The 22093-nt window shown below is 37.7% G+C and carries 22 protein-coding genes; 5 read left to right on the forward strand and 17 right to left on the reverse strand.

Annotation, left to right across the window (positions count from 1 at the left end; translation table 11 throughout):
- Nucleotides 1-25 precede the first annotated feature (25 nt).
- Nucleotides 26-463 (reverse strand): MarR family winged helix-turn-helix transcriptional regulator, encoded by a 438-nt coding sequence (locus AC2TFD_RS16630; RefSeq protein WP_335569324.1) that lies wholly within the window; start codon nucleotides 461-463, stop codon nucleotides 26-28.
- Nucleotides 464-630: 167 nt separating this feature from the next.
- Here AC2TFD_RS16630 and AC2TFD_RS16635 point away from each other — a divergent pair, with 167 nt between their 5' ends.
- Nucleotides 631-2052 (forward strand): Na+/H+ antiporter NhaC family protein, encoded by a 1422-nt coding sequence (locus tag AC2TFD_RS16635; protein ID WP_484673594.1) that lies wholly within the window; start codon nucleotides 631-633, stop codon nucleotides 2050-2052.
- Nucleotides 2053-2173: 121 nt separating this feature from the next.
- Here the strand turns inward: AC2TFD_RS16635 and AC2TFD_RS16640 are convergent, their stop codons facing one another.
- The 3 genes from AC2TFD_RS16640 to AC2TFD_RS16650 all read right to left on the reverse strand — a co-directional run bounded on the left by AC2TFD_RS16640 (nucleotide 2174) and on the right by AC2TFD_RS16650 (nucleotide 4714).
- Nucleotides 2174-3232: an LLM class flavin-dependent oxidoreductase gene (locus AC2TFD_RS16640; protein ID WP_484673595.1), complete on the reverse strand. Its 1059-nt coding sequence runs from the start codon at nucleotides 3230-3232 to the stop codon at nucleotides 2174-2176.
- Between the two features lie 95 nt (nucleotides 3233-3327).
- Entirely contained in the window at nucleotides 3328-4446 is a 1119-nt protein-coding gene (locus AC2TFD_RS16645; RefSeq protein WP_484673596.1) for a cysteine desulfurase family protein, read from the reverse strand.
- 112 nt (nucleotides 4447-4558) lie between these two features.
- Nucleotides 4559-4714 (reverse strand): hypothetical protein, encoded by a 156-nt coding sequence (locus AC2TFD_RS16650; RefSeq protein ID WP_335509950.1) that lies wholly within the window; start codon nucleotides 4712-4714, stop codon nucleotides 4559-4561.
- Between the two features lie 172 nt (nucleotides 4715-4886).
- On the opposite strand from AC2TFD_RS16650, the gene AC2TFD_RS16655 reads away from it, so the two are divergent.
- On the forward strand, nucleotides 4887-5084 hold the full coding sequence (locus tag AC2TFD_RS16655) for a hypothetical protein (protein WP_335569322.1): 198 nt from the start codon (nucleotides 4887-4889) through the stop codon (nucleotides 5082-5084).
- A gap of 67 nt (nucleotides 5085-5151) precedes the next feature.
- Here AC2TFD_RS16655 and AC2TFD_RS16660 read toward each other — a convergent pair whose 3' ends face one another.
- The 4 genes from AC2TFD_RS16660 to AC2TFD_RS16675 all read right to left on the reverse strand — a co-directional run bounded on the left by AC2TFD_RS16660 (nucleotide 5152) and on the right by AC2TFD_RS16675 (nucleotide 9445).
- Nucleotides 5152-5328, reverse strand: a complete 177-nt coding sequence (locus tag AC2TFD_RS16660) for a DUF2187 family protein (protein WP_335519020.1) — start codon at nucleotides 5326-5328, stop codon at nucleotides 5152-5154.
- A gap of 238 nt (nucleotides 5329-5566) precedes the next feature.
- Nucleotides 5567-6814: a Ger(x)C family spore germination protein gene (locus AC2TFD_RS16665; protein WP_335569321.1), complete on the reverse strand. Its 1248-nt coding sequence runs from the start codon at nucleotides 6812-6814 to the stop codon at nucleotides 5567-5569.
- Complete coding sequence (locus tag AC2TFD_RS16670; RefSeq protein WP_335569320.1) at nucleotides 6789-7898, reverse strand: GerAB/ArcD/ProY family transporter; 1110 nt, start codon at nucleotides 7896-7898, stop codon at nucleotides 6789-6791. Before AC2TFD_RS16670 ends, AC2TFD_RS16665 begins: the two co-directional genes overlap by 26 nt.
- A gap of 5 nt (nucleotides 7899-7903) precedes the next feature.
- Nucleotides 7904-9445 (reverse strand): spore germination protein, encoded by a 1542-nt coding sequence (locus AC2TFD_RS16675; RefSeq protein ID WP_335569319.1) that lies wholly within the window; start codon nucleotides 9443-9445, stop codon nucleotides 7904-7906.
- A 173-nt stretch (nucleotides 9446-9618) separates the two neighbouring features.
- On the opposite strand from AC2TFD_RS16675, the gene AC2TFD_RS16680 reads away from it, so the two are divergent.
- Complete coding sequence (locus AC2TFD_RS16680) at nucleotides 9619-10548, forward strand: DMT family transporter (protein WP_335509137.1); 930 nt, start codon at nucleotides 9619-9621, stop codon at nucleotides 10546-10548.
- A gap of 48 nt (nucleotides 10549-10596) precedes the next feature.
- Here AC2TFD_RS16680 and AC2TFD_RS16685 read toward each other — a convergent pair whose 3' ends face one another.
- From AC2TFD_RS16685 to AC2TFD_RS16705, 5 genes are all read right to left on the reverse strand, one after another.
- Nucleotides 10597-11769, reverse strand: coding sequence for a DUF3800 domain-containing protein (locus tag AC2TFD_RS16685; RefSeq protein ID WP_335509135.1), 1173 nt, complete (start codon nucleotides 11767-11769; stop codon nucleotides 10597-10599).
- 326 nt (nucleotides 11770-12095) lie between these two features.
- A complete protein-coding gene (locus AC2TFD_RS16690) occupies nucleotides 12096-12296 on the reverse strand; it encodes a cold-shock protein (protein ID WP_026568674.1) in 201 nt (66 codons plus the stop codon).
- 167 nt (nucleotides 12297-12463) lie between these two features.
- A complete protein-coding gene (gene scpC, locus AC2TFD_RS16695; RefSeq protein WP_484676332.1) occupies nucleotides 12464-13978 on the reverse strand; it encodes a succinyl-CoA:acetate CoA-transferase ScpC in 1515 nt (504 codons plus the stop codon).
- A 119-nt stretch (nucleotides 13979-14097) separates the two neighbouring features.
- On the reverse strand, nucleotides 14098-14742 hold the full coding sequence (locus tag AC2TFD_RS16700; RefSeq protein WP_335509132.1) for a LytTR family DNA-binding domain-containing protein: 645 nt from the start codon (nucleotides 14740-14742) through the stop codon (nucleotides 14098-14100).
- A complete protein-coding gene (locus AC2TFD_RS16705; RefSeq protein ID WP_484673597.1) occupies nucleotides 14739-15482 on the reverse strand; it encodes a DUF2161 domain-containing phosphodiesterase in 744 nt (247 codons plus the stop codon). Before AC2TFD_RS16705 ends, AC2TFD_RS16700 begins: the two co-directional genes overlap by 4 nt.
- A 205-nt stretch (nucleotides 15483-15687) precedes the next feature.
- On the opposite strand from AC2TFD_RS16705, the gene AC2TFD_RS16710 reads away from it, so the two are divergent.
- Nucleotides 15688-17259, forward strand: a complete 1572-nt coding sequence (locus tag AC2TFD_RS16710; RefSeq protein ID WP_484673598.1) for a hypothetical protein — start codon at nucleotides 15688-15690, stop codon at nucleotides 17257-17259.
- A 51-nt stretch (nucleotides 17260-17310) separates the two neighbouring features.
- Here the strand turns inward: AC2TFD_RS16710 and AC2TFD_RS16715 are convergent, their stop codons facing one another.
- The 3 genes from AC2TFD_RS16715 to AC2TFD_RS16725 all read right to left on the reverse strand — a co-directional run bounded on the left by AC2TFD_RS16715 (nucleotide 17311) and on the right by AC2TFD_RS16725 (nucleotide 20144).
- On the reverse strand, nucleotides 17311-18411 hold the full coding sequence (locus tag AC2TFD_RS16715; protein ID WP_335509128.1) for a threonine aldolase family protein: 1101 nt from the start codon (nucleotides 18409-18411) through the stop codon (nucleotides 17311-17313).
- Nucleotides 18412-18544: 133 nt separating this feature from the next.
- Nucleotides 18545-19534 carry a biotin synthase BioB gene (gene bioB, locus AC2TFD_RS16720; protein ID WP_335509126.1) on the reverse strand — a complete coding sequence of 330 codons (990 nt, stop codon included), beginning with the start codon at nucleotides 19532-19534 and terminating at the stop codon, nucleotides 18545-18547.
- Nucleotides 19535-19553: 19 nt separating this feature from the next.
- Nucleotides 19554-20144, reverse strand: a complete 591-nt coding sequence (locus AC2TFD_RS16725; protein WP_335509124.1) for a biotin transporter BioY — start codon at nucleotides 20142-20144, stop codon at nucleotides 19554-19556.
- Between the two features lie 280 nt (nucleotides 20145-20424).
- Here AC2TFD_RS16725 and AC2TFD_RS16730 point away from each other — a divergent pair, with 280 nt between their 5' ends.
- Nucleotides 20425-20865 (forward strand): GNAT family N-acetyltransferase, encoded by a 441-nt coding sequence (locus tag AC2TFD_RS16730; RefSeq protein ID WP_335509122.1) that lies wholly within the window; start codon nucleotides 20425-20427, stop codon nucleotides 20863-20865.
- A 170-nt stretch (nucleotides 20866-21035) separates the two neighbouring features.
- Here the strand turns inward: AC2TFD_RS16730 and AC2TFD_RS16735 are convergent, their stop codons facing one another.
- Nucleotides 21036-22052: a S66 family peptidase gene (locus AC2TFD_RS16735; protein ID WP_335569317.1), complete on the reverse strand. Its 1017-nt coding sequence runs from the start codon at nucleotides 22050-22052 to the stop codon at nucleotides 21036-21038.
- Between the last annotated feature and the right edge of the window lie 41 nt (nucleotides 22053-22093).

The raw sequence follows: 22093 nt of genomic DNA on the forward strand, positions 1-22093 counted from the left end.
TTCTCCTTTATAATTTCAATTCAGCTTAATTCATCTTTTCCAATATTTGATTCAGTTTTTGAAGACCATTGATAATTTCATGCAAGGTTTGATCCGATTCCCCTAAAATGGCATATGTAATTTTTTCAATTAGTTCTTCATTAATCTCTTCTACAACCTTTATCCCCTTCTCCGAGAGAGCAACCTTTACGACCCTCTCATCTCCCTCATCTCTTACACGTTCAATAAAACCTTTACTTTCAAGTTTTTTACACATCGTCGAGACATTGGTTCCGGCAATATTTAATGTGCTGGCTAGAGTGCCAATTGTATGTGCACCATGGTGCTGTATTTCTATTAGTATCCTTCCTTGCAGTGTGGTTATCCCATGATGTTCACATAAAGTGTTAATTAAACTAGTGATTTTCTCACTTATTTTTCTCGAGTTATTCCAAATAATATTTTTAAAATCAATGACATCCATGGTTACCTCCATTTGCTTATATAACACAATATATATATGATTCATATATATTATAATTTATATATTTATTACTATCAAATAATAGACTTTTCTGATAACAACTAAAAAAGAGTATTTATGACGAGATATCCAAACAATAACCTTATTCAGTAATAGGGGGAAGAACATTGGAACATACTTGGCTTTCTCTACTACCATTTCTAATTGTAATAGGAATGTCTATCTGGTTAAAAAACATTTTACCCGGGCTAATCGTTGGGCTGGTTGTTGGTTCAATGATTTATACAACAGATTTGTTGGATGGAACAATCAAGAGTGTTACCTATATGGTTACCACACTCTCGGATGAGACCAACATAAAAATTATTGCTTTTCTATATTTATTTGGCGGTCTTGTGGGGATGATGAACATTTCTGGCGGAATTAAAGGGTTTTCGGAATGGGTAGGGACAAAGATTAAAAATGAACGCGGGCTGCTTGGCCTCATCTGGCTCACCCTCCCTTTTACCTTTATGATGCCGATGTTTCGAATCATGATGATTGGCCCTGTGGTTAAATCCTTAGCTAAAAAAATGAACGTATCTAAACAAAAGGTTGGACTGACGATGGACATTTCAACAGAGTCAGTTATTGTGCTTCTCCCGGTTGCCACTGCATTTGTTGGTTTTATGGTTTCTCTTGTAGAAGGCAGTATTGGCGGATTGGGCTTAAATATGTCACCCTATGAAGTGTTCCTGCTCAGTATTTTGTTTAATTTTTTTGCAATTGTTACCTTGGTTATTGGATTGGTGCAAACCATTTGGAATCGTACTAAAAAAGAGGCCAATATAAAAGGTGAGCAAGAAAAGATGGAAGAGGAAGAGCATGAATATCACCGTATCGGGATAAAGAGAGAGTTGTCCTTGGTAAAGGCACAACCGTGGAATTTGATTGTTCCTGTTTTTTTACTTCTTGGATTATCTTTATATCTTTTGTGGAAGGATGGTCGGGAAAAAGGAGCAAAAACTGTATTTGAAGCATTTTCTATTGCTGACGCCACCTTTGTCATGCTATTAGCAGTATTTATTACGCTCATCTTGTCAATTATTTTTTATTTGATTCGCAAGCAATCTCTAAGCGAACTGCTATACCATTTTTATGATGGCGGGAATCAGATGATGGAAGCAATTAGTTTGTTGATTCTAATTTGGTCACTCACACTTTCAGCTGAGGATCTCGGTTTCTCCGCCTTCATTAGTTCAAGCCTAGGTTCATTTTTACCGGCTTGGTTAACTCCAGCAACTATCTTTCTTCTGGGCTCAGTTGTCGGTTACTTTATCGGTTCTTCATGGGGAACTTGGGGATTGTTCATGCCATTGGGAGTTTCATTGGCAATTGCTACCAGTGCCTCGATTCCATTAACAGTAGGTGCTGTATTTGCAAGTGGTGCTTTTGGAGCATTAGCATCACCATTGGGGGACACAACGATTACAACAGCCTCGATCCTAGATTTACCGATTGTTGAATATGCACGTTATAAGTTAAAGGTTTCCGTGATAGGTGGAGTTATTTCGATTGCGATCTATTTAGTAGCTGCGTTGTTTATCTAGTTACAGGAAAATTTTATGATTTCCTCTGTAGATTTCTACAAATTATCAACCGATATCTACAAATTGATGGCTGCATATTAAAAAAACCGCCAAATTATTGGCGAGTTTTTTGTTTTATCTATTAAAGTCCCTCATTTTCCTTTTCCCACCTAGCTACTTCTTCACGAACAATCGGCGCTACTTCTTTACCTAATAGTTCGATGGACCGCATGACATCTTTATGCGGCATGGTACCAACTGGGCAGTGCAGCATAAATCTTGTAATTCCAACATTCTTACGAAGGTTAATGATTTTTTCTGCTACATCTTTCACATCACCTACATACAAAGCTCCATGTAAACTACGCGCAGAATCGAAGGCTGCTTGATCATATTTTCCCCAACCACGCTCGCGGCCTAATTTATTCATTGCCTGTTGAGTAGAAGGGAAAAACTTCGCCGCTGCCTCTTCTGTACTTTCACCAACAAATCCATGTGAATGAGAAGCAACTGGAAGCTTTGAAGCGTCATGACCTGCATGTTCCGCAGCCTTCTTATAAAGCTGAACCAGTGGCGCAAAATGCTGGGGACTGCCGCCAATGATGGCAAGAACAAGTGGTAATCCTAGCAGACCCGCACGGATGACAGAATCCTGACTTCCGCCGCTGCCTATCCAAACTGGCAATGGATTCTGAACTGGTCTTGGATACACACCACGATTTTGAATCGCAGGTCGATGCCCGCCTTTCCAAGTTACTTTCTCGGAGTCCCTAATTTTCAACAACAGTTCAAGCTTCTCATCGAATAACTGGTCATAATCCTTTAAATCGTATCCAAACAGTGGAAAGGATTCGATAAAAGAACCTCGACCTGCCATAATCTCGGCACGGCCATTTGAAATCGCATCGACTGTTGCAAAATCTTGAAAAACTCGGACTGGATCCGCCGAAGAAAGGACGGTCACCGCACTGGTCAGTCGAATCCGCTCTGTCTTTGACGCCGCCGCAGCGAGTACAACAGCTGGGGAAGAGACCGCGTAATCTTCCCGATGATGTTCCCCTACACCGTATACATCTAACCCCACTTGATCTGCGAGTACTATTTCCTCAACGACTTCACGGATTCGTTGTGCATGACTAATCACCTTACCGGTTTCCACGTCCGGTGTGGTTTCCACAAATGTACTTAACCCGATTTCCACAATAACTTTCCTCCTATGTATTACGCATTGTAATTGTTACTTTATCTTTATCTTAACCCTCCATTTCCAATTCACAAAGGATTTTAACTCCAAATCTACCTCACGATTTGTATGAGACAATTCATGACTGTATCAATTTCATCCCTCGTGGTATATCTTCCCAAACTAAATCGAATCGCACCCATGCCGACTTCTCCAGGTACGTTCATTTCCTTTAATACCGGAGATAATTCAATACTGCCAGCATGGCATGCGGATCCAGTTGAAGCGGCAAGATGTGGAATGGCGTCCAACAAATCTTGCCCTATCTTTCTAACAAAACTCACATTTAATGTATTCGGCAAACGGTCTTCCGGATGTCCATTTAAGACAACCTTTTCACCAAATTCACTCGTTAATTTTGACCAAAAATAATCAGTTAAGTCCTTTAATTTAGGATCCCCTATTTGCGTACTGGCGATTTCACATGCCTTCCCTAACCCAACTGCCATTAATGTATTTTCAGTTCCTGCCCGAAGTCCATTTTCATGCCCCGCACCATGAATAAGTGGTTCAAGCTCCACACCATCACGAATAAACAGTGAGCCAATTCCTTTCGGAGCATAAAGCTTATGACCGGCTATAGTTAACATATCTACTTTTAAGTCATCCACATTGACTGGTACCTTACCAACTGATTGTGAAGCGTCTGTATGAAAGGCAATCCCATACCTTCCAGCTATCTCCCCAATTTTTTTGATTGGCTGCAAGGTTCCTGTTTCATTGTTTGAATGCATAATCGTAATTAGAAGCGTATCATTTGTTATTGCCTTTTCTATTTCCTCAGGGGAAACCCTCCCATATTGATCAACACCAATGTATGTAACTTTTGCCCCCACCTTTTCTAGGAACTTACAAGGATTTACTATTGCAGGATGTTCAATTGTTGAGGTAATTATGTGCTTCCCTTTATGCTGATTCTTAAAATAAAAACCTTTTAATGCCAGGTTATTTGCCTCACTCCCACCTGATGTAAATGTAATTTCTATAGGAGAACAGCCAATCAACTCAGAAACCTGAATTCTCGCATTTTGTAATAGTTTTTTCACAGGTTTTCCTGCCCAATGAAGTGCTGAAGGATTTCCATAGAAATCACTCAGCAGCGGCTGCATAGCATCAACCACCTCCGGCGCCAGTGGCGTACTGGCGTTGTAATCAAAGTAAATTTTATTCATCCAGTTATTCCTCTCTTATCTATTTCTCTAGTATTATAGTAACAAATTTCCTGCAAGATGTTACGAATAGCTGCTTAGAAAAAATTCAATCCATTTTTATTACAGCCAATCGTCAGGTGCGATTGGCTGTAAAATCGTTATATGGCAAAATAAGCTTTTCCACTCGATCATAGTTCATCGTACTAATTTCTTGCATTAATCTTGGAATCGCTTTTTCAGGATAGCCATAATCACGAAGCAGTTTTTCCATTTTTTTATGTTTATCCAAATGATTACCTCCTGATGCATTTTAAGGAGAACTTCGTAATTACCTTACCTTTACTGTTCCCTTTACATCGAAAAGGATATTTGGAAATATTTGAAGTTTTACTATCAACAAGGCACCTGAATAGTTCCTATTTTTCTACATAACCTATTTCTGTTCAGGAGGTGAAAAACAGATGTCTAACCAAAACAAGAATCAAAATAATAAAGGTATAGCAGAAGGAATTAAAGAAACAGCAGGTGCTGCCTTCCATACTCTTCATAGTGCCTTAGAAACCACCGAGAATGTTGCTATGAATGCAGTAGATGCCACTAAAAATGCTGCAGATTATTTAACCGATAATGGAAACAATAGAGACCGCAGTAATGATTAATTAAAATATATGTAAGCAATTCCAAGTAAAAATCCCTTTCCAATGAAGGGATTTTATTTTATTGGACTTATTTAATTATTTTGTAATTCTTATGGTTAACAATGGTTATCAGCGGTTCATCTTTATCCTTTGAAACACCATATTGTACCATCACAGAGTTTTCCCTTACACCCGTTACAACACCTTCTAAAGAGCTCCCCTCTCGTTTAAAGGAAATCTTATCACCAATTTGTGCGTTAGCCATTCTATCACCTCGATAATATAATTTCCAAAATCAACCGATTAAATACTTTTAATTAAGCTTGAATTGCCGCCCAAAATAAACCTATAGGATTGTAAAAAAAGGGAGGACGATAATGGAGATGGACAGAAAAAAAACGACCAAAGCGCCTATTTTCTGTTTTGCCTTCCATAGGCTTATAGCAAATCCTATCGTATAGCTGCAAATCAATAACATTGTAATAATAATGAAACCTTGCAAGCTACTCTCCCACCTTTACTGGTTTTATTACCTTCTTCCCATAATCAATAATTTCAATTTTCGGCCTAACGTATATATCGGCATTTAGGTAAGCTTTAGGAAAGTTATACTTCTGGAATTCCGGCATATTAGTAAAATATTTCCTGGCATACATAGGTAAAGGGTATGGGGCACCTTTTAATTCTATTTGCGTTTTTTTAAGAAATTTTTCTGTAATCGATTTTAAATGTTGATGAAGTTGCTTTTTTAAGATTTCTCGATTTTTTTTATCACTAAAATCGACTGCAGACGGGTTTGACATAATTTCAAATTGTAAAGGAATGGTAAAATAAATTTTTGGCCTGTCCTTTATCAAATTCATTTTTATTTTATTGTTTTCTGTTTTTAGAATCCTTGCAGCCATTTGTTTCTTGTTGTCTGAGAAAGGGTTAGGTATATTCACCAAAATGTCTTTAATATTTGTGGTGTCATCCAGAATATTAACAATCCTCGTTTCTTGACCCGTGAGTTTTGCCGTCATTACTCCATTTTTAAATACGGCAGACCCAATAAACTGAGTATCATCAAGTTCACCTGTTACATTCAATTCTCCAGCAAGATACTGGTCATCATTTTTTATTTTTGGGTGCTTTTGTCTTTTTGTCGTTGTATACATCGCTAGAAAGAGGTCTGTCCCTCTTTCCGTAGTTTGAAAGTAGCGAAAAAGGGTAGAATCAGGAATAAAACCATTTTCAATTCCATGGCTAATCATGAATTGAAAGTATTTATGGGGTCGTGTTTCCATTTTAGGGCGATTTCTTTTAAAAAATTCATAAGCATGTTCCTTCGAAACGGCAAGATAACTACTTAAGCGGATTTCTTTATCCTTTAAAACATCGGTAAACGTCTGTGCGAAAACCGGGTCCTTGGCAAACTCCTCAGATACGACAAAGACACTTAATAGTTCATAACTAATATCACGCGAGATCACTGCGTTTGCCGTTGCTTTGGCCACAATGAAATCATTTGCATCGAAGGTGATAATCTCCCGGGGCTTTTCCGTTGAACCTCCGCCTCCTTGCATACTTCCAACTTCGGGATTTGCAAGAAGCAAGGTTACCTTAATTTTCCCCTTCTCTTTAGACTGATCAAGACCTATACCAATAACATACGACCTATCCTCAAGCTCTTCTCGATCCCAACATCCCGTTAATAAGCCAATTAGGACGAACAACAACGATAATCTAAAGAATGTTTTTATTTTTAGCACCTTTAAATTCTCCTTTTATATATGCTGTCGCCCATAGGATCATCGATGTTACAGCAAAAATTGGGCCTGCAACACTTATTATAACTGGTTTAATATCAATACTCACTTCCATGGGTGTTTCCGGAACCATTCCAATTAATAAATAAATAGTCGCCAGTGATGGTATTAAGTATTCGAAGTCTTTTATCTTAAAAATATGGCCAAACATGAGTGCATTTATATACAAAAATGCAGAGAAACGGATAATTGCAGACATGACCCAAATAATGAAGAAGATGATTTCGACATTCGGAATATATGTTCCCAGTGAAATATAACGGATAGCTGTATGGAAGGGATATCCAATTCCTCCTAAGGAGGTATCAAACATACAAATAAAAACGAGAATGGTCAGGCAAATTTGGAAACTGACGTAAATATAGGAAAACCAAATTCCTTTTTTAAACGTTTTAAAAGATTTCATATAAGGTAACAGCATGGTCATGAGAAAAAAGTCAGCAAAAATGGTTGTTTTCTGCGAACTTCCCTTGATCACCTCGACGATTCCCGAGCCCCAAATTGGAAATATTGATTGGATAATGATGTCCTGCGTACTGATTATGAAGACGAGGTACAAAGAAACTACCGCATAGAAAACAATTAAATAGGAAACAGATCCAATATGTAAAATTCCCTTTTTAGCTCCATATGCACAAATAAACATTAAAATCCCAAAAAGAATCACGTTAGGGGTCGTAGTAAAATAAAACGACCGAATGATATTCGTATACGTTCTTGAATCAATGGAAATAGCAAATGAGTTGATACAAAATATAAGCAGGCATACAAAAAAACCAATGTATTTTCCAAGTAATTTTTGAATTACAGCAAATAGATTTTTGTCTTGATAGAGCGACAACGTTTTCATCAATAAATAAAAAGGGATAAAAAAGATACCTGCTGAAAGAAGCGGGATCATCCAGGAAGCATTTTGCACCTGGTTATATATGAGGGATGGTGTATCCTCCGTGGCTTTTGACCCCACCATTAATATTGCAATCGCTGCAAGTTCTCGAACTCCAAGTTTTTCAGGTTGCATGTTCATATGTTTTATCCCTTTCTTTGTTTCACCATATCCTTTGGTCTTAAATATCCCGGTCGAAATCTTTCTTTCATCGGAACATGCCGAATCAGCATGTCTTTGGAAGAGAAAAAATGTGGTGTCATTGGGGCAAAATAATCTGTGCCAAATGACTTCAATGACACTAAATAAAAGAGTCCAGCAATACCCAATGCCGTCACTCCATAAATGCCCATGAATCCAGCTGCAAAAATAAATAGGAAACGAGTAATCCGGATTGCAAAATTCATACTGACATCGATTATAATAAACGAACTTAACCCGCTTAAAGCAATTACAATAATAACTATCGGACTAATAATATTTGCTTGGACGGCAGCCTGACCTAAAATTAACGCACCTACAATTCCAATGGTTGGACCAATCGGAGATGGTACCCGCAATCCAGCTTCTCGAATCAGTTCAAAGGCAAGTTCCATCATAATTACCTCAACAATGGATGGAAACGGTACCCTCTCCCTTGTACCTGCAATCGCCATTAATAAATCAGGCGGGATCATTCCGACGTGATAGTTGGTAATCGCAAGATAAAAAGGCGATGTGAATATAGCAATAAATAGGGCTAAAAACCTAAGTATTCTGATGAAATTACCATACGGTGCTCGCAGATAATGATCTTCCGGAGAATGGAGCAAAGCCCAGAAGGTAGCAGGCAGGACTAAACAGGCAGGAGAATTTTCCATTAATAAGATTATATGACCTTCCTGAATAAAAGCTGCTGCACGGTCAGGGCGTTCCGTATATAATAGCGTCGGGAATAAAGACCTCGGCCTTTCTTCTAAGTATTGCTCTAACACACTTAAATCAATAACGGTATCAACATCAAAAGAATTTAATTTATCCTGAATTGTTTGAATCAGTTCCTCGTTAATAAGGTCTTTTTGATAAACTAAGAACACATTATTTCTTGACCGTTTTGAAATGGCATGAGTTTCAACAATAAGGTTTTCATTTTTAATTTTTTTTCGAAGCAAGGAAATATTATCGATAACCTTTTCATTAAATGCTTCTTTTGCTCCTTTAACAATCACTTCATTGTCTGATTTTTCAATCGAACGGCCGCGAATTTTCGTTGTTTCAAATAAATAGCATTGACGATCATCATCTATAAAAAGGGCAGTACTTCCAGATGTAATAAATTCCGTTATATCTCCAATATTGGTGGAAGTACTCGTTACTGGGTATGAAATGATATCTTGAATTTTACCAGTAGATTGATTGTTATCAATAAGTTTTTCTACAATGCCTTCCATAATGGATTTAAGATCTACTACAGTACTTATATAGATGATAAATGCACGTCGTTCTCGTGAAGGGATGGTAAACTCATGTAGTTTTACATCCATATTTTTTGGTATAGAAAATATCCACTTAAAGGTCTCTAAATTTTGTTCATAATCACTGCTTATGTCTTGTTTTTTTAATTCAATAACATCCGTATTGGATTGTTCACTAAATTCAGGTTCTTTCGTAAGACTTTTAATCAATAATTTGGAGATCTTTTTCTTCATCCTAAACCCCTCCCAGTTTTTATATCGTTTTCCATTAATAGGATTTTTATGTATGTTAGGGAGACTAAAAAGTATTTTGGGCTTATATTCCATATATTTAAAGAAAAAATATTTCGACATACGAAAATGATGGTACAATACTAGATATTAATATGATTGGATTGGGGAATAGAATGAAAAATAAATGGATAATTTACGGAATGTTGTTTATTGCAACGGCAACATGGGGCAGTGCCTTTATTGCGGGTAAAATAGCTGTCCAAAGCTTTGAACCAGCAACCGTCGCCTTTTTACGTTTTTTAGGGGCAGCTGTCCTTTTGTTTCCACTTATGTGGCTCATGGAAAAAAACCGAAAGAAACCAACACTCAAAGATTATGGATTATTTGCGGTACTAGGATTTACCGGAATCGCACTCTATAATATTTGCTTTTTTATTGCGACCAAACAGGCACCAGTTATTAAGAGTTCACTGTTTATTTCGTCAAACCCAGTATTAATCGTCCTTTTATCAGGCATATTTTTAAAAGAGAAAATAACAAAGAACCATATCATTGGTATGATAATTGCGCTCTCGGGAGCGGCTTTTATTATCACAGATGGGCATATCGTTACATTGTTCCAGCTTGGCTTTGAGACCATTGATTTTGTTTTACTCGGTGCGGTCATTAGCTGGGCGTTGTACAGTGTTGTTGGCAAAGTGGTGTTAAAAAAATATAGCGCGGTTGAATCTACCACATACGCAGTTGCGTTTGGTACAGTTTTTTTAGCTCCGTTTGCTTTGGTTGAAACCTCATGGCAAGATGTTATGCAGGCTGACCTTTCAACCTGGGTGGCAATTGCGCATATGAGTATATTTGTAACCGTTGTTTCTTTTATTATGTATTATTACGGAATCAAAGAAGTAGGTGCGGCCAAAGCTTCGATTTTTATTAATGTCATGCCGGTTTCTGCTGTGTTGATGGCTACTATCTATCTAGATGAGACCTTTACTTGGGCTCATGGAATTGGAGCTGCGTTTGTTTTAAGTGGAGTTTATATTGGAACGAATACGAAGTTATTTAAGAGGAAAATACAAGCGGTGAACGTTACAGAATATCGCTAAGAAATGGTTTTGACGAAAGAGGGAATCAGCTGGTTGCTGAATCCCTCTTTACTCATTCATAACCTTTATTTTTTCCATCTCAATCATTTTTTTTAAATAGTCATATTCTTCTTTTTCGAGAATATCAATTTCACGGTTTGTAGCCAGCAGAATTTGTTCTCGGCATTTGGCGACTCTTTGAATCATCGGGTGTATCGTTAAACTGGAAAGATTTACAAAGTCATACAAGTCATTTAAACAAACCGGAAGTTTATAGCCTTTATTGCTAGATGCAAGTAACAATCCATGATCGCGCAGCTTTGAAACAATATTAGACCGAAAATAATGCTGTTTAATTTTGTTAATTCTAATGGAGTTAAGGTTATTAAGAATTTCCTCTGTGTACACATATTCATCTGGATTTTCTTTCAGATTAAATAGAAGAAATTTTAGTAAATCAATTCGGACTCTTTCATCCTCGTCTTCACTCTTTCTATGCTCTTCAATGTATTGATAAGCCAAATTGACAGCTTGTTTAATGATAATTTGATCGGTTTCTGAGTCGGTTTTATCAAAATGATAGTCATAAAGATAGTGCTTATAATCATGCGGCCAAAGATTAATCGTGATGAGTTTATTTTTGATAAGATTATAAAATGATGGATAGTGATTGGAGCGATGTTTGGCGTCATAACCTTTTGCAATTGTACCAGCGATTAATTCTGCCAGATCAAGGAGAATTTCAGATTTGCTATTGTTAAAACCAAAGGTTGAATAATTAAACAGATCTGGTATGCACTTCTCTTTAACATAAGAGGAAAATTCCTGCATAAATTCCTTGGAATCTTGTTCATCAACTATAAGATCAAGATGATCAAAGGTACGATGCAAATCATCAAATACATTTCGGTTGAAAAATTTAATAAACGTTTTTTCATATGTAACGCCGCTGTCTTCTCTAATTTTTCGCTTGTCGATGACGTACGCATAGACTTTAAAGGGGAGATCCTTTAAATCATGTAAGATTTCTATTCGAACAGCATCGTCTATACTCTGTTCATCGAATTTCGCATTTTGAAAGTGTTTTCGCTTTATTTTTTCAACTTCATGTTCAAGAATTTCTTTATCAGAACCTTTTACAAGTATGCATGCGATTACAAAGTGAGTCGAAGTCTCTGGTTGATCAAAATCGAATCCGTAATGACCAAATTCATTAATAAAAGCATATTGGATATCATTCAATTTTTATCCCACCTCACCAATGGAAAACTTACTATACTTATTTCAACATAAATGGTTCTAAACCTTTAAAATTTGATATTTTCCATTAGAAATTCTACTTTTGGCAGGGGTTTCCATGCTATATTTGCCGTGAAAGCAAATTTTTTAAAAAAGATTAGGGATTGAGCCGAATGTGTGCTATACTGTGTCTACCATTTGCTTTACGTTTTACGTTTTTCGAGTAACCGCCCTGCTCATTTTATGAGCAGGGTTTTTTGTATGCATTTTATCAGACAAGAAAAAAAGACTCTCTAGTGAGAGTCTTTTTTATATATGGTTGGTTCTAATTATGCTTTACGAACGTTAGTAGCTTGTGGTCCACGTTGACCTTGTTCTACTTCAAATGTAACTGCTTGACCTTCGTCTAAAGTTTTGAAACCTTCGCTTTGGATAGCTGAGAAGTGTACGAATACATCGTCTCCTGCTTCTCTTTCGATGAATCCGAAACCTTTTTCTGCATTAAACCATTTTACTTTACCTTGTTCCATTTGTTGTTTCCTCCTCGTGTGCTGTGCACACATTGTGTTACTATCCTTGCTCAGTTCTTTAGACGTAAAGTTGTAAACTTTTTAATCAAACTGACTGACAAAAATAATTCTCCTTAACTATAACAGAGATTTACTGTTAAAGCAAACGAATATATAAAATCTTTTTCCTAAACTTTTTCAAGTACCTTTTCCAACATTGTTCCCCGCTGCGCAAAATTGGTGTGCCATGAAAAAGCTTTTTCTAAAATATGAGGAGTTTGACCACCTCTAGTTAAGGCTTCTTGATAATATTCCCGAAGCTGCTCCCGGTACATAGGATGGGTGCAATTCTCGATGATTAATTCCACACGTTCCCTTGGTGCCAGCCCGCGCAAATCTGCATAGCCCTGCTCGGTAACGATGACATCCACATCATGTTCTGTATGATCAACATGTGAAACAAATGGAACAATACTGGAAATGTTACCGCCTTTAGCAATGGATTTTGTCACAAAAATGGCCAATCGGGCATTACGTGCAAAGTCTCCAGAACCGCCAATCCCATTCATCATTTTAGTACCTAATACATGGGTAGAATTAACATTTCCATATATATCTAATTCCAAAGCAGTGTTAATCGAAATGAGCCCAAGACGACGGATAATTTCCGGATGGTTCGATATTTCCTGAGGTCGCATGATTAATTTATCACGATACTTATCAAAATCACCAAATACCTCTTTCATTTTTCCATCTGAGAGGGTAATCGAGCAGCAGGAGGCAGTCCGCACTTTCCCGGCATCAATCAGGTCAAACACAGCGTCCTGTAATACTTCCGAATATACCTCTAAATCTTGAAACTCAGAATCAATCATTCCATGCAGGACTGCGTTAGCGACAGATCCAATCCCTGACTGCAGTGGTGCCAAACGTTCAGTAAGTCTACCATCCTTAATTTCCTTACGTAGAAATTGGATCAAATGCTGAGCCATGATTTCCGTTTCCTCATCAGGCGGTACAATGGTTGACGGAGAATCTAGCTGGTTGGTAAAAACGATCCCTCTTACCTTATTGATATCAATGGTTATTCCGTTTGTTCCTATACGGTCATCTGTGGCTGTTAATGGTATTGGTTCCCTCTCGCCCTGTTTACCTGGGTCATATAAATCATGGAGTCCTTCAAGATTTTCATTTTGAGCTAAATTGATTTCAATGATGATTGACTTCGCATTTAGCGCGAATGATAATGAATTTCCAACGGAGGTTGTTGGAATCACCATTCCATCCTCCGTTATTGACACCGCTTCCAAAATAGCGAAATCAATCGGGGCAATCACGTTTGCGCGCACCAATTCTGCTGTGTGTGACAAATGCTGATCGACAAATAACAGTTCACCGCTATTGATCTTTTTTCTCATGGTTGGATCTGCTTGAAACGGTAGTCTTTTTCCAAGAATACCTGCTTCCGCAAATAATTTATCTACATCTGATCCTAAAGAAGCACCTGTATACACGTTGACTTTAAAATTCGCGGGTTTTGCCCGGTTTACCAGCGCAAACGGAACCGCCTTCACATCGCCGGCACGTGTAAATCCGCTTAACCCTAACGTCATTCCATCTTCAATCCATTCTGCAGCTTCTTCTGGTGTCACGACCCGATCCCACAGCCGAGGGTCTCTAATTCGTTTTAAATTAATTTCCATCATCCATCCCACTCCCCTTTGTCCCTATTTTACTTAATGGGTATGTACAATAGGAAAATGTAGGATTAACTACGGAATTTCCAGACAAAACAGCAAAATTGATTCCTAGAGCAGCAGATTTAAAACCCAAGCAGCCGGCGAAAATAGCTGGAGTAGGATTGACTGACTGGAACTCTGTCCCCGTTTTCCATTGAAAGAATAAAGGTGGAATGCGTATCAGGAAATATCTCCTTAATATGATTAACATTAACAATAAATGAGCGATGACAGCGAATAAAATGATCCTTTGGCAGCAGGAACTCAAATTCCTGTAATGTATTTTTATGGGTCCCAGAATGTTCCTTCCCGTTCACAAACGTTTTTTTCTCCTTCGCTTCTAAGTAAATCACCTCAGAAAAAGGCATGGGAATCCAGCCATCATCAGTTTTGATTGTTACCACCAATTTACCGCTCGTTAAAGAAGGGAAAATCGCTGTTACGCACCCTTCCAAGTTCCCTTCATGAAAGAAGGGAACCGCCATTCCATGATAAGGAACGCCAAAGACATCACGATCAATAAATTCTGTTACCTTCTGCCTAGAAGTTATCGCTTTATGGGCAATGGTCCCCTCCTTCAAAATGTCTCCTCGCCGAATTTTCAAATCTACCCTTTTACTAGGGCGGTAATAGATGTACTCACTCGTATCAGATACCGCTATAGAAATTTCCTCAGAAAATAACTCACTAATTACATCTAGAAGGGAAACAACTGTAATACTCTTCAATTGGATTCTCCTCCATCCCTTATGTCTAGTTTTTCTAAATAATAGTTTACAAGATCCTGATACTCCTGCACCTCAAGGCTGCCCTTCTCAGTAATAGCATAGGTACCTCTCTTAATCCGTTCAAACCATCCATAATAGTTATTTGTTAAGATTGAGGTGACCTTATCACCCGCACCCATAACCTTTAACGCCTTTGGAGATAATGGACCCATTCTATCTAAAATACAAGCAATTTGAATGCAATTTTCTTTGTAAGCGGTCATGATTTTCGTCCTAGTACTGCCCCCTACATTGAAATCGGCACTTCGTCCGTTAATTTCTTTCAAGATGGCCTCTCTCTTCATCTTATTACGACCGGCTGCTATTTTACGATTAAAGGGAGCTGGATGGATAAGTATGTCTGCTTGCGAGCGGTTGCCTGGAAAGGAAACGACAATTAAGCCAAGCTCTAACATTTTAACTAGATGGCATTTATCTGCCCATTGCTTAGAATTCAGCCGGCCTTTTGGTTTTGGAATTCCAATGTATACTTGATCTGTTAACTTTTGCCGTTTGGCCGCTTGAATAAGAAGATCGACACTTAAGGAGAGTTTTAATTCAACAATAACCAGCTCATCCTCTTTCACTGCGACGATATCACAGTCCTTCACTTCACCATAAACTTCATAGCCTTTCCGTGAAAAATACTTCTGAATCGGTTTATATAAATCTACCTCTTGCAGCTTTTTCTTATCAGTCATATGTATCAGTATCTCCTAAAACATTCTTGTCCTAGTTATTTTACCATGAATATGATATGAGTTTTATTCATTACCAAGCCAAGTTCTAAATAACAGTTTTTTACAAAGACAGTGTATCTGAAATAGCCTATTCTGTCAGAATTATGTTACTATTATTTTCGTAAATATAAATAGAGAATTTGAAAGAGTATCATGGGGGTCTAAAATGAACAAAAAATTCGCAGATAAGCTTTATTGGATTGTACCCGGAGTAATCATGGTTTTAGGAATACTTCTATTATTCTATGAAAACTTTTCCGATGTGACTGAACACCCTGCAGAAAATTGGAGCAGGGCCCTGACTGTAGGTGAGACAGACTTGAATCAACTGCCGCCAGTAAAAATCACTGAAAATGGAGATTTTGTTTTTACAAGATTCGAAGATGGTAAATTAGCCACAACGACTTTGGGGAAGGATTTCACCATAAAGGATGAACAAACATATAACATTCCTGTAAATAAATGGACACAAGTTTATCAACAGGATGATACGATTATCTATTTTGATTTTAAAAATATTTATGATCAAGATAGGAATATAATTGTCTCCGATGTTGAGAAGTTCTATCCCTTGGACACGATCATTCTTTATGTAAAAAATAAAATACTTTATCAGCTATCACCAGAAACTAAGAAATCTGAAATTGTTATGGATATTGATTTAGCAAAGCTAAATATCAAACCACAACAGAACGAAGATGGAGTTAATATTTTAACTTACTCATCTGATCCTACTGGAGTCGATATTACACTACAACAATATTTAAATGGAAAAAATAACATCCTGTACCAATCAAAAATAAAGGTCGATCCAGGAAAAGTTGTCAATGATATCTCCTTTGCACTGGAAGATCAAAAATTAGCACTGTTACTTCAGGAGGAACTTCAATCAACTCAAGGCGGGAATCCAGAGTTTTTCAATTATTTTATGTTAACAAGTTTATCTATTCCAAACACACAAAATGCAAAGGTGTTAACTTTTGATGACCCAGCTGGAAATAAGAGCTTGAAGGAAGTTTCCGATGTCGTCCTTACGTTTCGTAATGATAAACCAACCATTCTTTTTCATGCTGACGGGCGAACACAAACCCAATTCAATGACCGTACAACCTTCAATATTTATTCTGCAGAAATAAGCGAAAGCGGCGCCACTAAAACAGAACGACGCAGCAATACAGCTGAAATTTCAACGAAGCCGCAATGGATCAATGAAGAAACTATTGCATGGATGGATCTAGACGGTAAAGGACATAAAATTAAACTATCATCTGCTGACATAAATACCATTGATCCATTAATTAAGTATACGGGGGACGATTGGCTGCAGGCACTAGGAAAAACAATGGGGATGTTAACCTCTTCATTTTTCGGTATTGCCTTTGCTGTAATTTGGCTTATTTGGCCGATTCTTTTCGTTGTTTTTATGTATATCTTTAGAAATAGAATTGCTGAGCGTGATCCAGCTTGGTATTTTTATACAGGAATTGGGATTTACGCAGTCGCGGCAATCATATGGAGAAATCGATTTTTTGTGGATAATATTTATACAAATGCACCAGGTTACTTAACCTTTACTGGCAGTTCATACGTTTACATGATTATTTTTGCTGTCGTTGCTCTTTCGTTAACGATGTATACGAAAAAGGTAAACGAATGGGCAGGTACTCAGAGAATTAGCTATTTTGTAGGAATTCACATTATCCTATTAACGATATTCTTCGGGCCTTATATCATCTAATGACTATCCCCCCCATTTCTGTGATGAACAGAAATGGGGATTTTTGTAACCCTATAGTGTTTTAATGGTTTTCATTTTTTCATCAAGCAGTTGAAAGACCGTTTTTAAATTCTCCTTAGGCAGCTGAGCGTACATATCACCTATGCTCACTTCGTAGAAACTAGTTGACTTGGTGACTTCGCGTACATAACTGGATAATCCTATTCCAGTTTCCTCGTAAATGGCTGCTAGAATTACTTCCAACTCCTCTTTGGGAGCTTCAAAATGGACATGAAACATATTAGAAACTGGTTCCAATGGCTTGGTCGAAACACCATGACATTGATTAAAGTTTAGGGCAAATTCTTTTGCTTCTTGATAATATTGATTCATATTTCCCACTCGTTGGCCAAAATAATAATCAGCACTTAGGATGTAGGGATATAGACTGATTAAATCGCCTCCATGGCGCCTTTTCCAAACTTTTGATTCTTCCGTAAAGGATTTATCCCCAGCGAGTATTGCCCCTGCAATCCCGCCAATCCCTTTGTAAAAAGAAACATATACACTATCAAAAAGAGAACAAACTTCTGCTGCCGTTTTTTGATAATAGGGTAGAATTTCAAACAGTCTTGCGCCATCTAAATGTAATTTGATTCCCTTTTCCTTACAGTATGCCGAAATATCTTCGATTGTTTTATAATCAGGCAGTTGCCCCCCAATCTCCCTTTGAGGCAGTTCGAGTAATAAACAAGCTATTTCCTCACTTAATCCCACCACATCTTCCAACTCAATAACTCTCTCTTTATCAGCTAATAAAATCGTCTGAATATGGTGCAATTCCTTTAAACCGTCTTCTTCGTGAATCTCTAAATGACTTAATGGATGGTAAGCTACCTTTTTGATCCCCTTCTGGTCACACCAAATTCTCAGGGCAATTTGCTGTGCCATCGTCCCGCTTGGGAAAAATACAGCAGACTCCTTACCAAGGTACTTTGCCATTTTCTCTTGGAAGTCTTCGATGACTTTTCCCTTTCCGTACATCTCGCTTTCCATCTCTCCATCAATATCAACGAGTGCATCTTTAAGTACCTGAACATTTCTCTTTCCATGACCAGGCGCCTTAAATTTTGCTTTTTTATAAGCTTCTCCTAAAATATTTATCTCTGACATTGCGGTTCTCCCTTCAAGACTACAAACAAGGTTCAACAAAGATGTTTCTAAACCTATTAATGATATTTTATACTAAAATATGTGAAAAAGGGCATCATCTACTAGATGACGCCCAACGATTCTTAAATCCTATTTATTGAACTGTTTCTTTTACAAAATCTACTTCAAAACCTAAATCTTTCAGCATTTGATGATCCTCGGTCGTTTCTTGTCCTAAAGTTGTTAAGTAATCTCCAACAAAAATAGAATTCGCTGCATATAATCCAAGTGGCTGCAAACTTCCTAAATTAACTTCTCGTCCACCTGAAATTCTGATTTCTTTTGTTGGATTTACATACCGCATGAGTGCCAAAACTTTTAAGCAATATCTAGGATTCAGCTCCTTGGTGCCTTCAAGCGGAGTGCCATCTATTGCATGTAAAAAGTTAACAGGAATCGAATCGGCATCTAATACTTTTAAACTCATGGCCACATTCACCACGTCTTCTTTTGTTTCCCTCATACCGACGATTACTCCTGAACAAGGAGAAATACCTGCTTCTTTGATTAACTCAACAGTATTAACTCGATCCTGATAAGAGTGTGATGTAGTAATAGAATCATGGTGGTCTTCTGAGGTGTTAAGGTTATGATTGTAGCGATCGACCCCAGCTTCCTTCAGCTTTTCTGCTTGTTCTGGTTTTAATATTCCAAGGCAGGCACAAATCTTCAATTCGTATTTGTCCTTTATTTCCTTTACTGCTGAAACAACTTGGTCTAATTCATGATTACTAGGACCTCGGCCGCTTGCTACTATGCAATATGTACCAGCGTGAAGCTGGTGGGCTTGCTCTGCTCCTTTAAGGATTGTATCTTTATCTACCATTCGATATTTTTGAATCGGTGCATTAGAAATACTAGATTGTGAACAATAGCCACAATTCTCAGGACAAAGACCTGATTTTGTATTGATTAACATATTAAGCTTTACTTTATTTCCATAATAATGATGGCGAATGGTGTAAGCTCCTTGCAATACCTCTAATAATTCCGTATCACTGGAATTTAAAATACTTAATGCTTCTTCTTTAGATATTTCATGACCATCTAGCACCTCTAAAGCTAGTTCCTTCCACTTACTCATACAATCTCCCCATTTCCTTTTAACTCGCTTTTCTAAAATTCCTAAATTGGCTTCTTGATAAGGTACGTTCTAAGCGTTGTCCCATTAAACCAGCTAAAATGGCAAGAATAATATCTTTTGGAAGTGGAACCACCATCCACAACCATGCCATCTTATAGGTAAATCCATCGGGTGCTGAAGCCCATACTTTATAAGCAGCATACATCCAGTTCGTACCGAAAACATAATTAATTGCCATTCCTACAAGTGCTGCCAAGACAAATACACCAGTTGTTTTCTTCATCTTTTCCATTATGTATCCAGTTGCAAATGCTGTGAATATAAACGAAACAATAAAGCCAAATGTAGGGCTAAGGATTTGTCCAAGACCTGCTCCGAATTTTGCAAAAACAGGAACTCCCGCCAATCCAACAAATGCATAGACCATCATTGCAATTGCACCCAATCGACTGCCAAGTACCACCCCTGCTAAAATAGCAAAAAAGGTTTGCAGCGTGATCGGTACTCCCCCAACAACCATGAATGGAGCAATTGATGTAATGTTAGCCCCAACGGCCATTAAAGCAACAAACATTCCCGCTAACGTAAGATCCGACGTTTTAAGTTTCATACCATTCCCCCTAAAAATATTTTATAAATTAAGAATAATTGGTTTACTATTTTATGTCAACCAATTATTTATTAAAGTTTACATATAGGAATTTGGCTAATCTTATCTAATCTATGCAAACCATTATTTTTCCTTAATCATTCATACCTTCAGAAACCGTTTAATATCAGCCCATGCGATAACCGGCAACAAAATTTACCTATTTTCATACTATAGAGTAGGTATTTGACTAGATGGATGTAATGATCGTTTTTAGTTTTCAAAGGAGTTGTAAAGGGAAATGGCGATTAGAAAGGCAACCTATGAGGAGACTCATAGTATTTTAAATTATCATTTGGAGGTATTAAAAGAGGCCACAATGGGATGCGTTACGCCAAGCCGCAAAAAAGCGATTGAAATGATGACTCCTTTTTTAAATGGCGGTGGTTATTACCTCGTTCGTGTTAAAAATAATGCCATACAAGGATGGGTTGGATTAGGTCGAATCATTGATCAAAATACGGATGAAGTTGTCGGTTTTGTCAATGAAATGTATGTTCTCCCAGCCTATCGCAAACAAGGGGTCGCTGAAAAATTATGTAAAGCAGCTTTTATGCAATTACGTGCAGTGGGTCATAAAAAGGTCCAATTAAATGTGTATGCCGGAAACCATGCGAAACATCTTTATGAAAAGCTTGGTTTTAAAGACGTTTCCACTTTAATGACGAAGAACCTAGATTAACGTTTGTTAACTCTAATGGGAATCAGGTGCCTTATCTGTTTACCTCCAATATGGTTTTTTAACTCAAAAGGCAATCAGAAGCTAAATCTGATTCCCTTTTGAGACATTTTTTATTTAAAAGGTCATCAGATGAGTAGTCTGCTAACCCTAGATTCATTCAGTCTATTATTTTATGCTTTAAAGTGCTGCACGACGGTCCCTTTGCCATTTTCCACTTCAACTTCTCCATAGGCACCATTCACAAAGGTGATTTGTGGCGGGACATGCCCACAATCAATGTCATAAACAATAGGGATTTGGAGCTCATCGAATAAATCTTGATAAACATCTTCAATGGTATAACCTTCTACAGATTCATTGGCAGGGCTTCTACCAAACATGACGCAGGTACAGCCATCAAACCAACCGGCTAATTGCATTTGTACTAAAGATCTTCGCAAATCAGTAGTTTTCAATTCACAATTTTCTAGATACCAGATAATAGGTTCATTATTGAGATAATTTTTCCTAAAATTCTTTACATCCCCATAAGGTGTGCCAATCAAATGCCTAATGATATCAATACAGCCGCCAAGCAAGCGCCCTTTTGCCTTAACACTATCTCTGGAAACAGATTTCCAAATGGTTGACTCGGTTAAGTGAAACACACATGGAGATGGATGATCGTGCTGCCATTTCTTTTGATATTTTACGGAAGAATACTGCGTAATAGAGGCTCCTACTTCCGTAGATAATACACGTTGCCACACGGCTGTGGTCTCATCCGAGTATTCCCCTCTTAAATCGATTAAATTCGTACCATGAGCAGTTGCTATACCTGTCTTTAGGGTTATGGCAAGCAACAATAAACTTGTGTCTGAATATCCCATAACCCACTTATTTTTCAAAGAAGCAAAATCTAATTTATCAAGTGCCTCAATGAGCAGCTCCCCGCCCCATGGCGGGATGATTACATCAATTCCATCATCCTGCATCATTGCATTAAACTCTTGCGCCCGTTTCATCGCAGGTGAAGATTTTGCTTTGTTCTGGGTCCAAACGGTATCTCCACAGACGACTCGAAATCCCTTCTCTTCTAACCTGCTGCAGGATTGTTTAACCAAATCATGCAATTCCGGTTCCACACCTGAAGATGGTGCTGTTACCCCAATGGTTGCTTTTTTATCTAAAAAAGGATATGTAATCATTTAATTCCCCACCTTATGTAGAATACTTTATTACTATTCTA

The organism is Neobacillus sp. plas4, assembly GCF_057221695.1.

Bases quoted from the DNA above. Each gene is read 5' to 3' on its own strand.
- AC2TFD_RS16675 (WP_335569319.1), bottom strand. From the start codon at position 9,445: ATGAAGAAAAAGATCTCCAAATTATTGATTAAAAGTCTTACGAAAGAA.
- AC2TFD_RS16680 (WP_335509137.1), top strand. From the start codon at position 9,619: ATGAAAAATAAATGGATAATTTACGGAATGTTGTTTATTGCAACGGCA.
- AC2TFD_RS16715 (WP_335509128.1), bottom strand. From the start codon at position 18,411: ATGTCAGAGATAAATATTTTAGGAGAAGCTTATAAAAAAGCAAAATTT.
- AC2TFD_RS16710 (WP_484673598.1), top strand. From the start codon at position 15,688: ATGAACAAAAAATTCGCAGATAAGCTTTATTGGATTGTACCCGGAGTA.
- AC2TFD_RS16730 (WP_335509122.1), top strand. From the start codon at position 20,425: ATGGCGATTAGAAAGGCAACCTATGAGGAGACTCATAGTATTTTAAAT.
- AC2TFD_RS16660 (WP_335519020.1), bottom strand. From the start codon at position 5,328: ATGGCTAACGCACAAATTGGTGATAAGATTTCCTTTAAACGAGAGGGG.
- AC2TFD_RS16725 (WP_335509124.1), bottom strand. From the start codon at position 20,144: ATGAAACTTAAAACGTCGGATCTTACGTTAGCGGGAATGTTTGTTGCT.
- bioB (WP_335509126.1), bottom strand. From the start codon at position 19,534: ATGAGTAAGTGGAAGGAACTAGCTTTAGAGGTGCTAGATGGTCATGAA.
- AC2TFD_RS16670 (WP_335569320.1), bottom strand. From the start codon at position 7,898: ATGAACATGCAACCTGAAAAACTTGGAGTTCGAGAACTTGCAGCGATT.
- AC2TFD_RS16630 (WP_335569324.1), bottom strand. From the start codon at position 463: ATGGATGTCATTGATTTTAAAAATATTATTTGGAATAACTCGAGAAAA.
- AC2TFD_RS16705 (WP_484673597.1), bottom strand. From the start codon at position 15,482: ATGACTGATAAGAAAAAGCTGCAAGAGGTAGATTTATATAAACCGATT.
- AC2TFD_RS16655 (WP_335569322.1), top strand. From the start codon at position 4,887: ATGTCTAACCAAAACAAGAATCAAAATAATAAAGGTATAGCAGAAGGA.
- AC2TFD_RS16735 (WP_335569317.1), bottom strand. From the start codon at position 22,052: ATGATTACATATCCTTTTTTAGATAAAAAAGCAACCATTGGGGTAACA.
- scpC (WP_484676332.1), bottom strand. From the start codon at position 13,978: ATGGAAATTAATTTAAAACGAATTAGAGACCCTCGGCTGTGGGATCGG.
- AC2TFD_RS16690 (WP_026568674.1), bottom strand. From the start codon at position 12,296: ATGGAACAAGGTAAAGTAAAATGGTTTAATGCAGAAAAAGGTTTCGGA.
- AC2TFD_RS16645 (WP_484673596.1), bottom strand. From the start codon at position 4,446: ATGAATAAAATTTACTTTGATTACAACGCCAGTACGCCACTGGCGCCG.